The 17262-nt window shown below is 66.8% G+C and carries 16 protein-coding genes; 5 read left to right on the top strand and 11 right to left on the bottom strand.

Annotation, left to right across the window (positions count from 1 at the left end; genetic code table 11):
• Positions 1–60: 60 nt before the first annotated feature.
• Positions 61–1101: a threonine aldolase family protein gene (locus tag HMPREF1224_RS28205; protein ID WP_003105702.1), complete on the top strand. Its 1041-nt coding sequence runs from the start codon at positions 61–63 to the stop codon at positions 1099–1101.
• Between the two features lie 1412 nt (positions 1102–2513).
• Entirely contained in the window at positions 2514–4943 is a 2430-nt protein-coding gene (locus HMPREF1224_RS28210; protein WP_031628467.1) for a hypothetical protein, read from the top strand.
• Here HMPREF1224_RS28210 and gbcB read toward each other — a convergent pair.
• Positions 4937–6037, bottom strand: a complete 1101-nt coding sequence (gbcB, locus tag HMPREF1224_RS28215) for a glycine-betaine demethylase subunit GbcB (RefSeq protein WP_003096769.1) — start codon at positions 6035–6037, stop codon at positions 4937–4939. The two genes, HMPREF1224_RS28210 and gbcB, sit on opposite strands and share 7 nt — an antisense overlap.
• A gap of 424 nt (positions 6038–6461) precedes the next feature.
• On the opposite strand from gbcB, the gene gbcA reads away from it, so the two are divergent.
• The 3 genes from gbcA to HMPREF1224_RS28230 all read left to right on the top strand — a co-directional run bounded on the left by gbcA (position 6462) and on the right by HMPREF1224_RS28230 (position 8767).
• Positions 6462–7751, top strand: coding sequence for a glycine-betaine demethylase subunit GbcA (gene gbcA / locus HMPREF1224_RS28220; RefSeq protein WP_003096766.1), 1290 nt, complete (start codon positions 6462–6464; stop codon positions 7749–7751).
• Positions 7752–8025: 274 nt separating this feature from the next.
• Positions 8026–8586, top strand: coding sequence for an HdeD family acid-resistance protein (locus tag HMPREF1224_RS28225; RefSeq protein ID WP_003096765.1), 561 nt, complete (start codon positions 8026–8028; stop codon positions 8584–8586).
• Between the two features lie 4 nt (positions 8587–8590).
• Positions 8591–8767: a hypothetical protein gene (locus HMPREF1224_RS28230; RefSeq protein WP_003096763.1), complete on the top strand. Its 177-nt coding sequence runs from the start codon at positions 8591–8593 to the stop codon at positions 8765–8767.
• Here the strand turns inward: HMPREF1224_RS28230 and HMPREF1224_RS28235 are convergent.
• From HMPREF1224_RS28235 to dgcA, 10 genes are all read right to left on the bottom strand, one after another.
• On the bottom strand, positions 8764–9054 hold the full coding sequence (locus tag HMPREF1224_RS28235; protein WP_003105708.1) for a cell division protein ZapA: 291 nt from the start codon (positions 9052–9054) through the stop codon (positions 8764–8766). The two genes, HMPREF1224_RS28230 and HMPREF1224_RS28235, sit on opposite strands and share 4 nt — an antisense overlap.
• Positions 9051–9284, bottom strand: coding sequence for a hypothetical protein (locus tag HMPREF1224_RS28240; protein ID WP_003105710.1), 234 nt, complete (start codon positions 9282–9284; stop codon positions 9051–9053). The genes HMPREF1224_RS28235 and HMPREF1224_RS28240 overlap by 4 nt, the downstream gene beginning before the upstream one ends.
• A 95-nt stretch (positions 9285–9379) precedes the next feature.
• Complete coding sequence (locus HMPREF1224_RS28245; protein ID WP_003146710.1) at positions 9380–9613, bottom strand: hypothetical protein; 234 nt, start codon at positions 9611–9613, stop codon at positions 9380–9382.
• A gap of 13 nt (positions 9614–9626) precedes the next feature.
• Positions 9627–10031 (bottom strand): hypothetical protein, encoded by a 405-nt coding sequence (locus tag HMPREF1224_RS28250; protein WP_003114450.1) that lies wholly within the window; start codon positions 10029–10031, stop codon positions 9627–9629.
• A 31-nt stretch (positions 10032–10062) separates the two neighbouring features.
• Positions 10063–10269: a helix-turn-helix domain-containing protein gene (locus tag HMPREF1224_RS28255; RefSeq protein WP_003096753.1), complete on the bottom strand. Its 207-nt coding sequence runs from the start codon at positions 10267–10269 to the stop codon at positions 10063–10065.
• Positions 10270–10276: 7 nt separating this feature from the next.
• Positions 10277–10846, bottom strand: coding sequence for a hypothetical protein (locus HMPREF1224_RS28260; protein WP_003096751.1), 570 nt, complete (start codon positions 10844–10846; stop codon positions 10277–10279).
• Between the two features lie 124 nt (positions 10847–10970).
• On the bottom strand, positions 10971–11744 hold the full coding sequence (locus HMPREF1224_RS28265) for an electron transfer flavoprotein subunit beta (protein ID WP_003105716.1): 774 nt from the start codon (positions 11742–11744) through the stop codon (positions 10971–10973).
• 35 nt (positions 11745–11779) lie between these two features.
• On the bottom strand, positions 11780–13012 hold the full coding sequence (locus HMPREF1224_RS28270) for an electron transfer flavoprotein subunit alpha (RefSeq protein ID WP_010793632.1): 1233 nt from the start codon (positions 13010–13012) through the stop codon (positions 11780–11782).
• Positions 13013–13130: 118 nt separating this feature from the next.
• The gene (dgcB, locus tag HMPREF1224_RS28275) at positions 13131–15092 is read right to left on the bottom strand and encodes a dimethylglycine demethylation protein DgcB (RefSeq protein ID WP_003114447.1); all 1962 of its coding nucleotides are present in this window, start codon (positions 15090–15092) and stop codon (positions 13131–13133) included.
• Positions 15093–15195: 103 nt separating this feature from the next.
• Positions 15196–17256 (bottom strand): dimethylglycine demethylation protein DgcA, encoded by a 2061-nt coding sequence (gene dgcA, locus HMPREF1224_RS28280; protein ID WP_003107280.1) that lies wholly within the window; start codon positions 17254–17256, stop codon positions 15196–15198.
• Positions 17257–17262 lie beyond the last annotated feature (6 nt).

A 17262-nucleotide genomic window follows, 5' to 3' on the forward strand; every position in this document is an offset into this window, starting at 1 on the left:
CCGTGCCGGCACGACCGCATGGAGCCCCACAAGGGCTCGGCAACCGTTCCAGAGGCCCACATGACCGATCACACCCAACAGTTCGCCAGCGACAACTATTCCGGCATCTGCCCCGAAGCCTGGGCGGCGATGGCCGAAGCCAACCGCGGCCACGAACGCGCCTATGGCGACGACCAGTGGACCGCGCGTGCTTCGGACTACTTCCGCCAGTTGTTCGAGACCGATTGCGAAGTGTTCTTCGCCTTCAACGGCACCGCCGCCAACTCCCTGGCCCTGGCTGCGCTGTGCCAGAGCTACCACAGCGTGATCTGCTCGGAGACCGCCCACGTCGAGACCGACGAGTGCGGCGCGCCGGAGTTCTTCTCCAATGGCTCCAAGCTGCTGCTGGCGCAGACCGAGGTCGGCAAGCTGACCCCGGCGTCGATCCGCGACATCGCTCTCAAGCGCCAGGATATCCACTATCCGAAGCCGCGCGTGGTGACTCTCACCCAGGCCACCGAGGTCGGCACGGTGTACCGCCCGGACGAGCTGAAGGCGATCAGCGCCACCTGCAAGGAGCTCGGCCTGCACCTGCACATGGACGGCGCGCGCTTCTCCAACGCCTGCGCCTTCCTCGGCTGCTCGCCGGCGGAGCTCAGCTGGAAGGCCGGGGTCGACGTGCTCTGCTTCGGCGGCACCAAGAACGGCATGGCGGTGGGCGAGGCGATCCTGTTCTTCAACCGCGACCTGGCCGAGGACTTCGACTACCGCTGCAAGCAGGCCGGCCAACTGGCCTCGAAGATGCGCTTCCTCGCCGCGCCCTGGGTCGGCGTACTGCAGGACGATGCCTGGCTGCGCTACGCCGATCACGCCAACCGCTGCGCGCGCCTGCTGGCCGAGCTGGTGGCCGACGTTCCCGGCGTCAGCCTGATGTTCCCGGTAGAAGCCAACGGCGTGTTCCTGCAGCTTTCCGAGCCGGCGATCGAAGCCTTGCGCGCGCGCGGCTGGCGCTTCTACACCTTCATCGGTGAAGGTGGCGCGCGTTTCATGTGTTCCTGGGATACCGATATCGAGCGGGTCCGCGAACTGGCGCGGGACATCCGCCTGGTGATGGGCGCCTGAGTCCGCTCTCGGTCGCCCCCATGGCGCGGGGCGGCCGCTCTTTCCCCAAATTCTGTGGATAACTCTGTGGGCTAACTGTTCGGGAGCTATGCAAAAGTGCTCCCTGGAACGTCCTTCCTGTCTCCGCCCGAGACGCCGAAAGCCTTTATCCACGCGGCTCCACTCCAGTGGCGGGATAACCTGTCCAATCCACAAACACTGTGGAACCGAATGTGAATAACGTGTTCGCAGTCGCTTCCGGGCAGCGCCCCGCCGGGCTCTCCGGAGGCTGGTCGGTTTTTGAGCGAAAACAGCCGTTTGTGAACAGAGGATGACGGTTCGGGTGAAACGCGCTGACGAAACGGTGACGGGTATTGTCCCCTCCGGGCCCATGCAAGCCTGTGGATAGAAAAGACGGGGAGCGAAGTGGGCGCAAAAGTCGAAAACACCCTGCGTGGACGTAACGGCTTGAGGAAAAAGACAAAATTCTTCCGTTCCGAAGTCGCTGGGACAATGGAAGCAATCGCCGAGGGGAATTTCCCCCAATTCCTGTTGAGGTCGATGTGAAGAGCCTGTTTATAGAGTGCGGAGAGCCCGGTGGGGCGAGCCTTTCAGGGAATTGATCAAGAATTGACCGGATGTTCTGTCAACAGGTGGCGGGCTTGCTTTAGGGAGCTTGTGTATAAATGCAGGGTTGCCCACAAAAGGCCTGGAAAGTCTTGTGGACAACCTGTATGGATAGCGCCAGAAGCCGCATAGGGCTAAGCCTGCGGTGGATTGATCAATAAACGATCGGTGCGCATGGGAAGAGCCGGACTGCCTGAGAAAGCAGAGATTTTTCTTCATGCTGTGAATATTTTTTTGTTTTTCCCCACGGGAAGTGTAAAGCCCTGTGGAAAAGTTGTTCGCTCACGCTTGGGGGGGCCGTACGGCGGGGTCTCTGGCGTATTGATCGTTAAATGAGCAGGAGAGTGCGGCCAGGCCGAGCGTGCGGCGAAGTGCGATTTACCCGGAAGGAAAGCCGGATGGGCTTGCGGAGCCCTCGCGCCACGGAGGAGGTATTGTCGGTATGTTGTTTCTGGACCCGCAGGACATAGAGGAGGCGATGGATTGCACAACTTGTGGATAAGTCTGTGATCAACCTAGCCTGGAAAGGGCTTCCCGGAGGCAGGGACGGGCTGAATAGCCGGCCCTGAAATGCACTTGAATTTGTAGAATTTATCTTTTATTTCAAATGCTTGAGTGAACACATGGCGGACATCCAGGCGGCGAAGAAACACCTGTATGGAATTCCAGTCCGAATGTGGACAACCTTGGCGCCCTGGTGTTTTCCAGTATGAGAAGGTCAGCTTCGCCGTGGCTCTGGTGGTTGGCCGGAGCCTTGATTACCCTTGGCTTTTGCCAGGAAAGTGGGATGGATCATGGATGATCGGATGTCAGACAAGCCGCTCGGCCGCTTGTTGCTCGAAGGCCTCGGCGAGATCGCCTGGATCGCCGTGCTGGTGGCCCTTGGCGTCCTCCTTCCGTTGCCGCTGGTAGCGCTGGGTTGGGTGCTGCTGCTGGGCGCCGAGTGGGCCACGGATCGTTGGCGCGGCAAGGTGCCGTATCGCCTGCAACAGGCGCTGTTCTTCTGGGTTCTGGGTGGCGGCATCGCCCTGGGCCAGGCACTGCCGGGCTTCTGGCTGGGACTGGGCGGTGGCTTGCTGGCGGTGATCGGCGGCGTGCTGTTGCAGATCCGCTTCGAGCGCGGCCTGCGCCTGGAGCGCCAGGCTCCGCAAGCGCTGGACGCACCCCTGCCGGCCGGAGGTAGCGCATGGGGCGGCGAAGCGCCCGAGCGGACCCCCGAGGGCGAGGCGATCCGCCTGTTCGACGGCGGCGAGATCGCCATGGGCGGCCCGCTGGTATGCCACTACCTGATGCCCGACGGCTGTTTCATCCCCGACTGCAATCCTTCGGCACGCTTTTCCAGCGATGGCCGCCACTTCGTTTCGCCGATACCGAGCCGAGGCGCGTGGGGCCTGGCGATCTTCGACCGGCAGGAGCGGTTGCTCTACCGCTGTGCCGTGGACAACTTCTGGGAGCTGGACAGCGTCACCGAGCGCGAGGTGATCGGGCGGCACAGTCCGCTGACGTCCAACGCACCGCAGCGCCTCGAGCTGCAGGCGCTCAAGGCCGGCAGCGAGGCCGAGGCCTTCGTTGCCATCGGCGACCTCTGGCTGCCCGAGAGCGAATGGCAGCGCTGGAGCAGGGATCTGCGCGCGCAACCGCTACCGTCCCCGCTTGGCGGGCCCGCGCTGGAAATCCGCCCCTGGCTGCCGGCCAGCCTGCTGGCCCTGGACGATCCTTTCGCGCCGCTGCGCGCCAACCGCGGCGAGCTGTGGATAAACGGCGAGGCCAGCGGCCTCTACCTGTCCCGTGAAGCGCCGCCATTGGCTTGGAGCGATGACGGCCGGGCGCTGGCGCTGCAGGCTGCAGGCGAGCCGCTGGGGCAGGATACCTACTGGCTTTGGCGAGAGGACGGCGGCCTGCGTGCGCTGGGCGCGCCGTGGTCGGCGTTGCCCGCCGAGCCCCATGCCGGCGGGCCCGAACTGCTCGGGCTGGAGGATGGCTGGCTGCGTTTCGGCCTGGACCTGGCGCAACCCTGCCTGACCTACGAACGCTACGGCACGCTGGGTTCGTACAGCCATTCCAGCCTCTACCTTCTGCACGCTCGCGATGCGGACGACCGGCCGCGCTGGCGTGAGGCCGACATGCCGCGCCTGGACCTGTTGCTGCCGCTGGATGGCGCGGCCGGCAGGCCGGGATGCCTGTTGCAGAGCGCACCGCTGGCCGATGGCAGCCGGGCCGTCTGGGAGTGGTTGCGCGACGATCAGGAGGCGGAGCGCGGCGCCTATGCCTTGCGCCTGGGCGACTGGCGCCTGGATGGCGAGTGGACGCTCGACCACCGCGTGTCCGATTGCGGTCGCTACCTGGCCGTGGTGGCCTTCGCCGAGGCGCCGACCCTGCCGCAGCGCCTGGCCATACTCGATAGCCGGGAGCGGCGCCTGGAGTGGCTCGCCGAGCCGCTGGCCGATCTACACCTGCAAGGTTTCATCGATGGCCAGGTGCATTTGCTCCACCTGCTCGGCCGCAACGCCTACCAGCCGCCGGGCGGGCCGGGCGAAGGCGACCCCGGCCTGTTGCGCCGCTTCGACGAAGGCTTGCCCGAGCCCGGCGCCTGGCACGCATTCGGCCGCTTCCACGACGACTGGCGGCATTACTACGAGCAGGCGCGGGTGGCGTTCGATGGCACGGCCTGGCGGCTGTGCCCCACGTCGCGCTGGCTGGACGCAGCGCCGCGGCCCTGGAGCGACGGCGACTTCGTCTTGCCGTCGGTGGGCGCGGAAGACGCCGCCTGGGGCTTCGGTTTCCACTACGAGGGCATGCACCGCGACGAGGACGTGCGCGCCGGGTTCAGCCGCGACGGCTACCTGCTGACCGCGTCGGGCATCGGCTTGGGCAACCTGGCGGCGCCAATGATCTGGTCGGCGGACGGTCGCTACCTGGCGCTGACCCGGCACGTCCAGCGCTACGAGGAAAGCGACCTGGAACGGGACCAGTGGCGCCTGCTGCTGCTCGACGTGCAAGAGCGGACGTTGCGTCGCTACCGCGACGACCTCGGCGAGTACCCGTGCTTCGACAGCTTCGACGACGACCTGTGCTTCCGCTGCGCGGGGACGGGGCGCTACGTGCTGGCCCTGGACTCGCTGCTGAAGGCTCCCGCCGAGCCGCTGCAGGCCTGCGCCGGACGCTGGCTGCCGGCCGAGGAACTGCCGCGGCGGCGCTACTGGGAGCGCCTGGCGTTTCCCTCGCGCCCTCAGTAGTCGATGACCACGTCGCCCTTGGGCACGCTGCAGCAGGAGAGGATGTAGCCTTCGGCGACATCCTCGTCGGTGATCCCGCCGTTGTGCTCCATCTCCACCTCGCCGGCGGTCTTCATTACCTTGCAGGTGCCGCATATGCCCATCCCGCAGGCCTTCGGAATGTGCAGGCCGAGCTTGGCGGCGGCGGCGTGCACGGTTTCCCCGGGGCTGACGCGGATGCTCTTGCCGGTGGCGGTGAATTCCACCTGGTGCTGGTCGGCGACCGGTACCTCCGGCGCCTCGGCGGCTTCCGCGGCCAGTTCCCTGACGTCGGCGCGGACCTCCGGCGGAGTCGGCCCGAAGGCTTCCTCGTGGTAGCGGCTCATGTCGTAGCCGTGGCCCTGCAGCAGGTGCTTCACCGCGCTCATATAGGGCGTCGGGCCGCAGCAGAAGATTTCCCGCTCGAGGAAGTCCGGGGCGATCAGTTCCAGCATGCGCAGGTTCAGGTAGCCACGGTAGCCGGCCCAGGCTTCGCCGAGGCCGTGGCGCTCGCAGATGATGTGCAGGCTGAAGTTGTCGATCCGCGAGGCCATGTGCTCCAGCTCGCGGTGGTAGATGATGTCCTTCGGCGAACGGGCGCTGTGGACGAAGACCATGTCGACGTTGGCGTTGGTGTCGAAGAACCAGCGCGCCATGGACATTACCGGAGTGATGCCGACCCCGCCGGAGAGGAACAGCACCTTGTCGGCCGGGAAGTCGATGGCGTTGAACAGGCCGACCGGACCGTGCACCGGTAGCTCCTGGCCTTCCTTGAGGTTGTCGTGCAGCCAGTTGGAAACCCGCCCGCCCGGCACCCGCTTGATGGTGATGGAGAAGCTGTAGGGCACCGAGGGCGAGCTGGAGATGGTGTAGGAGCGCATCACCGGCTCGCCGTCGATCTCCAGCTCCAGGGTGACGAACTGGCCCGGCTTGAAGAAGAACAGGATCGGCTGGTCGGCCATGAAGCAGAAGGTGCGCACGTCCCAGGTTTCCTGGATGACCTTGACGCAGCGCACGAGGTGCCGGCCGTTGGCCCAGGTCTGGGTGGTGACCGGATTGAGGAAGTTGCTCGACATGATGATCTCTCCGTGCGCACGGGGCCGAACGATGGCCTGATGGGGCGGATTGTGCGCATCGCCGTGGCCGCTCATTTACCTGCCAGCGACATTTACATGCTTATCGCGACCTGCCTGCTGGGACGCGGCCCGGAGCGTCGGAAACGGATGCGGTCATGTCGCCCATGGATAAGGTCGGCGGCGGGCGCGGGCCCACACTCCAGACCAGCCGAGACGAGGGTTTGCATGAACCCCGGGAGGGTAGAGCCCGGACGTGTAGAGCGACTGACCTTCATTCCCGCCACGGCGGGGCCCGTCCATCGGCAGGGCGGGATTCCGGACGCCGCGCCGGGATGAGGAAGGCTGTGAACGCCACCTTGCGTAGCAACCGTATCAGCCACTTTTTCCGCCGCCACCCGCGCGGGGGCGGCATGAGGAGTTACCGATGGACGTCACTTCCACCCTGAGTCTCGGCGATCCCCTGGAACCGGCCCGCAAGGCCACCGCCGACATGCTGCGCAGCCGCGACCACAGCTTCTCGCTGCCGCAGCCCTTCTACTGCGACCAGCGCCTGTTCGAGATCGACATGCAGGAGATCTTCCACAAGGAATGGCTGATCGCCGGCATGACCTGCGAGATTCCCGCCAAGGGCAATTTCCTCACCCTGCAGATCGGCAAGAACCCGGTCCTGGTGATCCGTGGCGCCGAAGGCCAGGTGCATGCCTTCCACAATGTCTGCCGGCACCGCGGCTCGCGCCTGTGCGTGAGCGAGAAAGGCAAGGTGGCCAAGCTGGTCTGCCCCTACCACCAGTGGACCTACGAGCTGGATGGCCGCCTGCTGTTCGCCGGCACCGAGATGGGCGCCGACTTCGACATGAAGGAGTACGGCCTGAAGCCGATCCAGGTGAAGACCGCCGGCGGCTACATCTTCATCAGCCTGGCGGAGAACCCGCCGGCCATCGACGACTTCCTGGCGACGCTCGAGCACTACATGGAGCCGTACGACATGGAGAACGCCAAGGTGGCGGTGCAGACCACCATCCGCGAAGCCGCCAACTGGAAGCTGGTGATCGAGAACAACCGCGAGTGCTACCACTGCAACGGCTCCCACCCGGAACTGCTGAAGACCCTGCTGGAGTGGGACGACGTCACCGACCCGCGCGCCAGCCAGGCGTTCAAGGACCAGGTGGCGGCCTGCACCAGCGCCTGGGACGCCGAGAAGATCCCGTACGCCCATGCCAGCTTCGGCCTGCGCAATCGCATCGTGCGCATGCCGCTGCTGGACGGCACGGTGTCGATGACCATGGACGGCAAGCAAGGCAGCAAGAAGCTCATGGGCCGGATCAAGAACCCCGACCTCGGCTCGATGCGCATCCTGCACCTGCCGCACTCCTGGAACCACTGCATGGGCGACCACCTGATCGTCTTCACCGTGTGGCCGATCAGCGCCCAGGAAACCCTGGTCACCACCAAATGGCTGGTGCACAAGGACGCGGTGGAAGGCGTCGACTACGACGTGGCGCGCCTGCGCGAGGTATGGGACGCGACCAACGACCAGGATCGTCGGCTGGCCGAGGAGAACCAGCGCGGGATCAACTCCGACGCCTACCAGCCTGGTCCATACTCGAAGACCTACGAGTTCGGTGTGATCAATTTCCTCGACTGGTACAGCGAGCGCATGCTGAACAACCTCGGCGAGGAGTCCGCCCACGTGCGCAAGGTGGCCGGCAGCTGAGCCGGACGAGGCGCCCCCTGGCGGGGCGCCGCTGCGGAGGAAAGGTCATGGACAACCTGCTGTTCTACGTCAGTTCCGCTTTCGTCAGCCTGCTGCTGGCCTGGAACCTGTTCGCCTGCTGGCGCCGCCAGCGGCCGCCGGAGAAGTCCCGGCCCTGAGCCCGCGCGCACGCCTTGCCTCCCGCCTCCGCCCCCTGACAGCCTCCCGGCAAAAGGACTAAGGTGGGAGGACTCAACCTGAACGGGCCGCTCAAGGGCGGCCTCTGGAGGCAAGCGTGGAAAACAATCCCCTGTGGGCCGAACTGGGCAAGCACTGGAAACTGGTGGCCCTGCGCGGCGTGGCGGCGCTGGTGTTCGGCGTCCTGACCCTGCTCTCGCCGGCCCTGGCGCTGACCGTGCTGGTGCTGTTCTGGGGTGCCTACGCGCTGGTGGACGGAGCGTTCGCCCTGATCGCCGCGTTCAACATGCGCAGCGATGGGCAGTTCAACTGGCCGCTGGCGCTGGTCGGGGTGATCGGCGTGGCGGCCGGCCTGGTTGCGTTCTTCTGGCCGCAACTGACCGCCATCGGCCTGCTCCTGATCATCGCCGGCTGGGCACTGGCGATGGGCATCTTCCAGATCGTCGCGGCGATCCGCCTGCGCAAGTCGATCCAGAACGAATGGTGGATGATCCTCTCTGGTGCCATCTCGGTGCTGTTCGGCGTGCTGATGATCGCCAACCCCGGCGCCGGGGCGCTGGCGGTGGTCTGGGTGATCGGCGCCTACGCGGTGTTCTTCGGCGTGTTGCTGGTCATGCTCGCGCTGCGCTTGCGCAAGACTTCGACCCTGAAGGCCTGACGCGGTGGCGGCGAAGCCGGCGGAGGAAACGCGCTGGTGCCTGTGGCGCCAGGACGACAACGGCAATGCCTTCGTCATGCGCCGCGACCTGACGCGCGACGAGGCCTGCGCGCTGGTCAAGGACTACCAGGCGCGCGGGCATCGGCAGCTGTATTGGGCGAGTCCGCAGGCGCGCGACTAGCCGGATGCCCCGGCGATCCGCTCGACCAGCGCTTCCAGGCGCTGCTCCACCGCCCGCAGGCGCGGCGACTCGCCGTCGTTCGCGCCGAGCTGGCGGGCGCAGAGATTGAGCGCGGAGAGCACCACCAGCTCGTTGCTGGTGACGTAGGGAAACTTGCGCTTGTTGGCGTCCACTTCCGCTTGCAGCAACGCGGCGGCGTCCGCGAGGGCCCTCTCCTCGCCGGCCGGCACGCGGATCGAATAGTCCCGGCCGAGGATCGACAGGACCTGGACGCCGTCGCGGCTCATGCGCTAACCGGTTGCTGCGCGCTGAGGCGCTCGACCAGGGCTTCCAGGCGGGCCTGGGTGCCGCTCTGCTTTTCTTCCTGCTCGAGCATGGAGAGTTGCAGGGTTTCGTTTTCCTCGGTGGCCTGGCGCAGCTGCTGCTGAAGCTGGTCGTGGCTGTCGCGCAGGGCCTGGTTCTGTTGCAGCAGCTCGGCTACCAGGGTTTCCAGGCGTTCCAGGGTGTTCTCCAGCATGATCTCGTCCCAGTCGTTCAAAGGGCGCGCAGGATAAAGAAAAGCGCCTGCCGAAGCCAGGTCCGTGGTCGGTTGCCAGGCTTCGGCACCCGGCTTCACCAGCGAAAGCTGCCGCCCAGCGAGTAGTGCCCGGGGTCGGCGACGAAGGGATCGCGATCGGTGGCCGGCGGGCAGTTGCGCCGTTTCAGGCAGTCTTCGGCGCGCTCGGCGTAGCTGCGTTCGTCGCCGCTGACGCGGACGTCCGGAAGGATGCCGGAGAAGGAGGGATAGCCCTGGGCGCAGCCGACCAGGAACAGGAACGGCAGGAGAGGGAAGAGGCGTCGGCTCATGGGGATACTCCGATCATTGAGGTTGCTCGACGATGCGGCGGATGGTGCCGCCGCAGATGTCGGTGAAGCAGCGGTCGTAGTCGGAACTGCAGTTGAAGTTGCCGGAGCCGCCGAAGCCGTTGTAGCCGAACGAGGAGGAATAGCCTGGCGCCAGGCATTCCTTGCGCGCCTGCTTCTTGCTCTTGCCCTGGCTGCAATAGTGGTAGCTGCGCCGTTCCGCTTCGCGCAGGCGGTTTTCGTTCTGCCATTCCAGGCGCGCGAGGCTTTCGCACTGGCTCTGTTGCGTGCGGCACTGGGCGACGCAGGTGCGTCCCGCTTCGCTCGGCGGCATCACGTACTGGTAGCGGACGGAGGGGCCGCAGCCCGAGATCAGGGCGAGCGCGAGCGCAACGCCCGAGAGGTTCAGGTGTCTGTTCATGGTTTCTGGTTGGGAAAGGGTGGAGCGGGGATCAGTCGTCCGCGACGTATTCCAGGATGTCGCCCGGCTGGCAGTCCAGGAAGGCGCAGATCTTCTCCAGGGTGTCGAGGCGGATGCCCTTGACCTTGCCGTTCTTCAGCAGGGACAGGTTCTGTTCGGTGATACCGATGGCTTCCGCCAGCTCCTTGGAGCGGACCTTGTTCTTCGCCAGGATGACGTCTAGTCGGATGATGATCATGAGGTCGTCATATGAAGGCTCTTACTTCTTCGTCCAGTTTCCTGGCTTCGCTCATCATCAGGCCGAACGAGCAGAGAAAGATCGCCTTGAGAAACTCGTAGGCCGCTTCGGAAGTGAGTCCTATCGAAACGCTCAGGACACGCTCGCCGTCGGGCAGGTCGAGAGATAGTACAAGACCTTGCAGCGTATTGATAAATGGCTGGAGCAAGAGTGCCAGGAAGGACAGCAGGCCGATGTGCACCAGGGTCCTGGCGTTGCGCTGCGACCAGCGTTCGCCCTTGGCCAGACGGCGGAAGAACAGGCCGGTGAGCGCCAGGCCGAACGCGGAAAGCAGGGTCGGCAGGTAGTCCAGCAGCATCAGCAGCGCCCGGCTGCTCCAGGACAGGACGAAGCCGTCGCTGGCCAGGCGTGGCATTTCATCGCTCCAGGCCTGCAGGTAGCCCTGCTCGCTGAGGCCGGAGAACCAGAGGTGGGTGTTCGCTCCGAGTTCGATGCAGGCCATGCCCCAGGCCAGGATGGCGCAGAGCATGCCGAGCAGATAGAGCTTGTGGTTGCTGAGATGCGTGGACAGCGCCATGCCGGGTTCCCCTGTGTGTTTCGCGTCTGGATGGCGAAACTAGGGAATAAATTATCGTAATACAATAATTTATCGTCACCACGTCATAACTTGTGATCTGGCGCACAGTGCGTTCTGACCCGCTTCAGCGGATCACGCCTTCCTCGCGCAGGAGCTTGAAGATGGCTTCGGCGCCGGCTTCCGCCGAAAGATCCTTGAGTACCTGCCCGGTACCGCCGGAGGCCTTGGCGGTGGCGGCTTTCATTCGCTCGGCGCCGGTCTTCGCCTTGATTACCTTGAGCCGCTTCGGTCGCGGCCGGGCCGGTTGCAGGCTGTCTTCGGCGAGCAGCGGGTCGTCGACCACCTCCACCTCATGGGCCTCGATCTCGCCACGCCTAGCCGGGCCGAAGGCGCTCTGCCGGGCCACCGGCGCGGCATTGTCGACGCTGGCGACGAACGGCAGGCGTACCCGCAGTCGGCGTCGCTGGCCGCGAGGCAGAGCCTGGAGGACCTGAGCGCTGCCGTCTTCGACCTTCTCGACCTCGGCCAGGCCGACCACCAGTGGCCAGCCCAGGCGCTCGGCGAGGAGGAAGGGCAGCATCCCGGAGCCTTCCCCGGTTTCCGCCTGGCTGCCGGTGAGCACCAGTTGCGCGCGGGAGTCGCGCAGGTGCTCGGCCAGTGCGGGCAGGGCGTCGGCGCCGGCCGGCTGTTCCAGCACGGACAAGCGTTCCAGGCCCATGCCGAGATAGCCGCGCAGCGCCTCGGCGTGCGGGTCGCCGGCGTGCAGCACCTGTAGGCGTGGGCCGCTCAGGCGCAGGCCGAGTTCCACCGCGCGGGCGTCCTGTTCGGCACGGCGCGGGCGTCCGGAGGCGGGATGGGCGCCGATGGAGACCAGCGCGACGATGTTCAGCTCAGTCATGGTTCGATACCGATGAAAGGTACGTGGAAGCGGGTTCAGGCCGCATCGCGGGCGGCGCCGTTGCGGTGTGCCTCGGCCAGGCGGATCAGCGCGCGGAGGATTTCCGTCGAGTCGCCGATCACCGAGAGATCGGCGCGCTTGATCATGTCGCAGCCGGCGTCGCGGTTCACCGCCACCACCTTGTCGCAGGCGCCTATGCCCTGCAGGTGCTGGATCGCCCCGGAGATGCCCACCGCCAGGTAGACCCGCGCGGTGACCCAGGTACCGGTGGCGCCGACCTGGCGGTTGCGCGGCATGTGCCCGTCGTCCACCGCCACCCGCGAGGCGCCCTCGGTGGCGCCGAGGACGGCGGCGGCCTGGTGGAACAGCGTCCAGTCCTGCACGCCGTTGCCGCCGGAGAGAATGAATTCGGCCTCGGCCATGGGAATCCGCGCCGGGTCCACGGCCACCGGGCCGAGGTCCTCGATGCGTGGCAGGTTGCGCGCCACCTGCTCGGCCATGTGCAGTTCGCGAACCTCATGGCGGGTCTCGCTGACCGGCTCGGCGCATTCCGCCGCGGCCAGCAGCAGGCGCGGCAGGGCGCGCTGGATGTCCTCGCGGCCGGCGCCGGCGCGGCCGATGCAGCGGCCGTCCTCGACCTGCCAGACGCGACCGGCCGGCCGCTCGCCGAGCGCGGCGGCCAGGCGCCGGCCCAGTTCGCCGCCGCCGTTGCGACTGTCCGGGAACAGCCAGTGGCGCGGGGCGAGCTGGTTCTCCAGGTTGCGCAGGGCGAGTATTCGCTGCTCGGGCGTGTAGCCGTCGTACTCGCCGCCGGAGAGGTGCAGCAGGCGGTCGACGCCGGCGCTGTCGAAGGCGCTTTCCTTGTGTTCGCCGAACACCACGGCGAGCACCGCGCCGTCGTTGCCGGCGAGCTTGCGGGCCAGTCCGAGGAGGTCCTTGTCGTGGCTGGAGAGACGGCCGCCGACCATGTCCGGGACCACCGCGACGAGGAATGCCGGTTGCTCGACCACATGCAGCGGCAACTGCGCTTCCTGCGCTACGCTGGCGCGGCGCACGCCGCTGCCCTGCTGGCCGCCGGAGCGATCGATGCGGCGGATGCCGTTGGGGCCGACGAAGCCGACGGCGTGCGGGTTCTTGCGGATCACGCCGTGGGGGCCCATCCAGCGCACCTCGCCGCCTTGGGCGGACTGCATGGCCGCATGCAGCGGATGCAGGCGGTTGCGGGCGATCCATTCGGCGCGTGGATCGCGACGGACGATATCGTTCATGCGGAATGCTTCCTGTGGCTGCGGCTACCCGATCCTGCGGCCCCCTCCCTGGAGGGAGAGGCCGCTATCCGTGCTGCCCCGGTCAGCAGCGGATTCGATGTGAAGCTCGACACTCTCATCAATGCACCTCCGCCACGGCTTCACGCCGCAACGGCTTTTTTGCCGGCGCTTCCGCCTGTTCTATCAGCGCTTCCGCTACCAGCTCGGCGATGTCCTTGATCTCCGGCCGCGGCGCCACTACGCCTTCGAGCATCGCGGTGCACTGCGGGCAGCCGACGGCCACCAGCTCGGCGCCGGTCTCGCGGATGTCGGCCATGCGCATGTCGGGAATCCGTTGCTTGCCGGGGATGTCGGTGATCGGCGCGCCGCCACCGCCGCCGCAACAGCGCGAGCGGAAGCCGGAGCGTTGCATTTCCTTGACCTCGATGCCGAGTGCGCGCAGCACGTTGCGCGGCGCCTCGTACTCGCCGTTGTAGCGGCCCAGGTAGCAGGGGTCGTGGTAGGTGACGCTGCCGGCCTTGCTGCGGCCCGGTTGCAGCGTGCCGGCGCGCAGCAGTTCGTCGATGAAGGTGCTGTGGTGCAGTACCTGGTAGTCGCCGCCGAGGGCGCCGTATTCGTTCTTCAGCACATGGAAGCTGTGCGGGTCGCAGCTGACGATGCGGGTGAAGCGGTATTTCGCCAGGGTCGCGATATTGCGCCTGGCCAGGTTCTGGAAGGTCGCCTCGTCGCCCAGCCGGCGCGCCACGTCGCCGCTGTCGCGCTCCTCCAGGCCGAGCACGGCGAAGTCCACCGCGGCCGCCTTGAGGATCTTCACGAAGGCGCGCAGGGTGCGCTGGTTGCGCATGTCGAAGGCGCCATCGCCGACCCAGAACAGCACGTCGGCGCTCTTCTTCTCGCTCATCAGCGGCAGGTTCAGGTCGGCCGCCCAGTTCAACCGGCCGCCGGGGGCGAAGCCGCCGGGGTTGTCGGTGGCGATCAGGTTGTCCAGCACCTCGGCGCCCTTGTTCGGTGTGGCGCCTTTCTCCAGGGTCAGGTGGCGGCGCATGTCGACGATGGCGTCGACGTGCTCGATCATCATCGGGCACTCCTCGACGCAGGCCCGGCAGGTGGTGCAGGACCACAGGGTGTCGGCGTCGACCAGGGCCTTGCCATCCAGCGCGACGATCGGCTGGTGCGGGCCGCCGCCGTGCTCGCCCAGCGGTTTGCCTGGATAGGGGCTGCCGGCGAACTTCGCGTCGTTGCCTCCGGCCAGGCCGATGACCATGTCCTGGATCAGCTTCTTCGGGTTCAGCGGCTGGCCGGCGGCGAACGCCGGGCACATCGCCTCGCACTTGCCGCACTGCACGCAGGCGTCGAACCCGAGCAACTGGTTCCAGGTGAAGTCGCTGGGCTTTTCCACGCCCAGCGGCGCCTGCGGATCGGCCAGGTCGAGCGCCTTGAGGCCGGTGGAGCGGCCGCCGCCGAAGCGTTCGGCGCGGCGGTGCCAGGCCAGGTGCAGGGCACCGGCGAAGGCGTGCTTCATCGGCCCGCCCCAGGTCATGCCGAGGAACAGCTCGGACACGCCCCAGGCCACGCCAATGGCGAGGAGGCCGGCGAGGAACCAGCCGCCGAAGCCTTCCGGCAGGATCCCGGCCACCGGCAGGGTGGCGAGGAAGAAGCTCGCGGCGAACGCCAGCAGGCTCTTCGGCAGGCGCATCCAGGGGCCCTTCGACAGCCGCGACGGTGGGTCGAGGCGGCGGCGGGCGACGAACAGCGCGCCGACGAACATCAGCGCCGTGGCCGCCAGCAGGGCGAAGCCGAGGATCCGGCCGTGCAGCCCGAAACCGTGTACCAGGATCGCCAGCAGCGCCGCCAGGACGAAGCCGCCGGCGGTGGCGACGTGGGTCCTGGACATGTACCTGTCGCGCTCTACCACATGGTGCAGGTCCACCAGGTAGCGACGCGGCATCTGCAAGAGGCCGCCGATCCAGTCGACTTTGGCGGGTCGGCCGCGGCGCCACATGAGGAAGCGCTTCGCGGCGCCGAGCACGGCAAGTGCCAGGGCGGCGAAGAGCAGGACGGGGAGGAGGGTGTCGAGCATTTCTGGTCTCCCTGCGGGACGTCAGGCGGCGCTGGATCGGCCTCCTCTCCCGCTTGCGGGAGAGGGGGGCCGGCCGTGCCGGTCGGATGCCACGAGGCGTGTCTTAGAAATCCTTGCACAAGCGCAGCGCGTCATAGATCGCCGCATGGGTGTTGCGCTGGGCCACGCAGTCGCCGATGCGGAACAGCAGGTAGCCTTCTCCGGACTGGCTGAGGCAGGGCTGCGGCTGGATCGCGAACAGCGCCTCGACGTCGATCTGGCCCTTGTTCCGCGAGCCCTGCTTGAGCGCGTAGTAGAGGCTCTCGTCGGGGCGCACGCCGTTTTCCACCACCACCTGGTCGACCACCCGCTCTTCCCGCGCGCCGGTGTATTCGTTCTCCAGCACCGCCACCAGCTTGTCGCCCTCGCGGTAGACCTTCTCCAGCATGAGGTCGCCGGTCATGATCACTTCCTTGGGATACATGCTGCGGTAGTAGGTGGGGAAGGTGGTGCCGCCGATGGCCACGCCCGGCTTGATGTCGTCGGTGACGATCTCCACCTGGGCGCCCTTGTCGGCGAGGAAGTCCGCCACCGACATGCCGCTGAACTCGCAGATGGTGTCGTAGACCAGCACGTTCTTGCCTGGCTCGACCGTGCCGTCGAGCACGTCCCAGCTGCTCACCACCAGGCCTTCGGCGGCGCCCCAGTGTTCGTTCTGCTCGAGGAACGGATGTCCGCCGTTGGCCAGCACCACCACGTCCGGGCGCAGGTCGAGGATGGTCTCGGGGTCGGCCGCGGTGCCCAGGCGCAGGTCGATGCCCAGGCGCGCCAGCTCCAGCTGGTACCAACGGGTGATGCCGGCGATCTGGTCGCGTTGCGGCGCCTTGGCGGCGGTGGTGATCTGGCCGCCGAGCTGCTCCTTCTTCTCGAACAGGGTCACGTCGTGGCCACGCTCGGCCGCCACGCGGGCCGCTTCCATCCCGGCCGGCCCGCCGCCGACCACCACCACCTTGCGCTTCGGTCCGGCGGACTTCTCGATGATGTGCGGCACGCCCATGTATTCGCGGGAGGTCGCGGCGTTCTGGATGCACAGCACGTCCAGGCCCTGGTACTGGCGGTCGATGCAGTAGTTGGCGCCGACGCACTGCTTGATCTGGTCGACCTGACCCATCTTGATCTTGGCGATCAGGTGCGGGTCGGCGATGTGCGCGCGAGTCATGCCGACCATGTCCACGTAGCCGCCTTCGAGGATGCGCGTGGCCTGGTTCGGGTCCTTGATGTTCTGCGCGTGTAGCACCGGCACGTCGACCACTTCCTTGATGCCGGCCGCCAGGTGCAGGAACGGCTCCGGCGGGAAGGTCATGTTGGGGATGACGTTGGCCAGGGTATTGTGGGTGTCGCAGCCGGAGCCGACCACGCCGATGAAGTCGAGCATGCCGGTATCGCTGTAGTACTTGGCGATCTGCTTCATGTCCTCGTGGGACAGGCCGTCCGGGTGGAACTCGTCGCCGCAGATGCGCATGCCGACGCAGAAGTCCTCGCCGACCTCGGCGCGCACCGCCTTGAGCACCTCGAGGCCGAACTTCATGCGCCCCTCGAAGCTACCGCCCCATTCGTCGGTGCGCTTGTTGACCCGTGGGCTCCAGAACTGGTCGATCATGTGCTGGTGCACGGCGGACAGCTCGACGCCGTCCAGGCCGCCTTCCTTGGCGCGGCGGGCGGCCTGCGCGTAGTTGCCGATGACCCGCCAGATCTCCTCCACCTCGATGGTCTTGCAGGTGGCGCGGTGCACCGGCTCGCGGATACCCGACGGCGACATCAGGGTCGGCCAGTGGTAGCCGTCCCAGCGCGAACGGCGCCCCATGTGGGTAATCTGGATCATGATCTTGGCGCCGTGCTTGTGCATGGCGTCCGCCAGGTTCTGGAAGTGCGGGATGATCCGGTCGGTGGACAGGTTCACCGAACTCCACCACTGCTGCGGGCTGTCGATGGCGACCACCGAGGAGCCGCCACAGATGGCCAGGCCGATGCCGCCCTTGGCCTTTTCCTCGTAGTACTTCACGTAGCGCTCGGTGGTCATCCCGCCGTCGGTGGCGTAGACCTCGGCGTGGGCGGTGGAGAGCACGCGGTTGCGGATGGTCAGCTTGCCGATCTGGATCGGCTGGAACATTGCTTCGAAGGCCATGACCCT

The sequence above is a fragment of the Pseudomonas sp. P179 genome, assembly GCF_000478485.2.
In the GTDB taxonomy this organism is placed as follows: domain Bacteria; phylum Pseudomonadota; class Gammaproteobacteria; order Pseudomonadales; family Pseudomonadaceae; genus Pseudomonas; species Pseudomonas aeruginosa.

What these genes read in the sequence shown, in the direction of transcription:
- HMPREF1224_RS28205 (WP_003105702.1), top strand. Translation starts at nt 61, where the DNA reads ATGACCGATCACACCCAACAGTTCGCCAGCGACAACTATTCCGGCATC.
- HMPREF1224_RS28210 (WP_031628467.1), top strand. Translation starts at nt 2,514, where the DNA reads ATGTCAGACAAGCCGCTCGGCCGCTTGTTGCTCGAAGGCCTCGGCGAG.
- gbcB (WP_003096769.1), bottom strand. Translation starts at nt 6,037, where the DNA reads ATGTCGAGCAACTTCCTCAATCCGGTCACCACCCAGACCTGGGCCAAC.
- gbcA (WP_003096766.1), top strand. Translation starts at nt 6,462, where the DNA reads ATGGACGTCACTTCCACCCTGAGTCTCGGCGATCCCCTGGAACCGGCC.
- HMPREF1224_RS28235 (WP_003105708.1), bottom strand. Translation starts at nt 9,054, where the DNA reads ATGAGCCGCGACGGCGTCCAGGTCCTGTCGATCCTCGGCCGGGACTAT.
- HMPREF1224_RS28240 (WP_003105710.1), bottom strand. Translation starts at nt 9,284, where the DNA reads ATGCTGGAGAACACCCTGGAACGCCTGGAAACCCTGGTAGCCGAGCTG.
- HMPREF1224_RS28245 (WP_003146710.1), bottom strand. Translation starts at nt 9,613, where the DNA reads ATGAGCCGACGCCTCTTCCCTCTCCTGCCGTTCCTGTTCCTGGTCGGC.
- HMPREF1224_RS28250 (WP_003114450.1), bottom strand. Translation starts at nt 10,031, where the DNA reads ATGAACAGACACCTGAACCTCTCGGGCGTTGCGCTCGCGCTCGCCCTG.
- HMPREF1224_RS28255 (WP_003096753.1), bottom strand. Translation starts at nt 10,269, where the DNA reads ATGATCATCATCCGACTAGACGTCATCCTGGCGAAGAACAAGGTCCGC.
- HMPREF1224_RS28260 (WP_003096751.1), bottom strand. Translation starts at nt 10,846, where the DNA reads ATGGCGCTGTCCACGCATCTCAGCAACCACAAGCTCTATCTGCTCGGC.
- HMPREF1224_RS28265 (WP_003105716.1), bottom strand. Translation starts at nt 11,744, where the DNA reads ATGACTGAGCTGAACATCGTCGCGCTGGTCTCCATCGGCGCCCATCCC.
- HMPREF1224_RS28270 (WP_010793632.1), bottom strand. Translation starts at nt 13,012, where the DNA reads ATGAACGATATCGTCCGTCGCGATCCACGCGCCGAATGGATCGCCCGC.
- dgcB (WP_003114447.1), bottom strand. Translation starts at nt 15,092, where the DNA reads ATGCTCGACACCCTCCTCCCCGTCCTGCTCTTCGCCGCCCTGGCACTT.
- dgcA (WP_003107280.1), bottom strand. Translation starts at nt 17,256, where the DNA reads ATGGCCTTCGAAGCAATGTTCCAGCCGATCCAGATCGGCAAGCTGACC.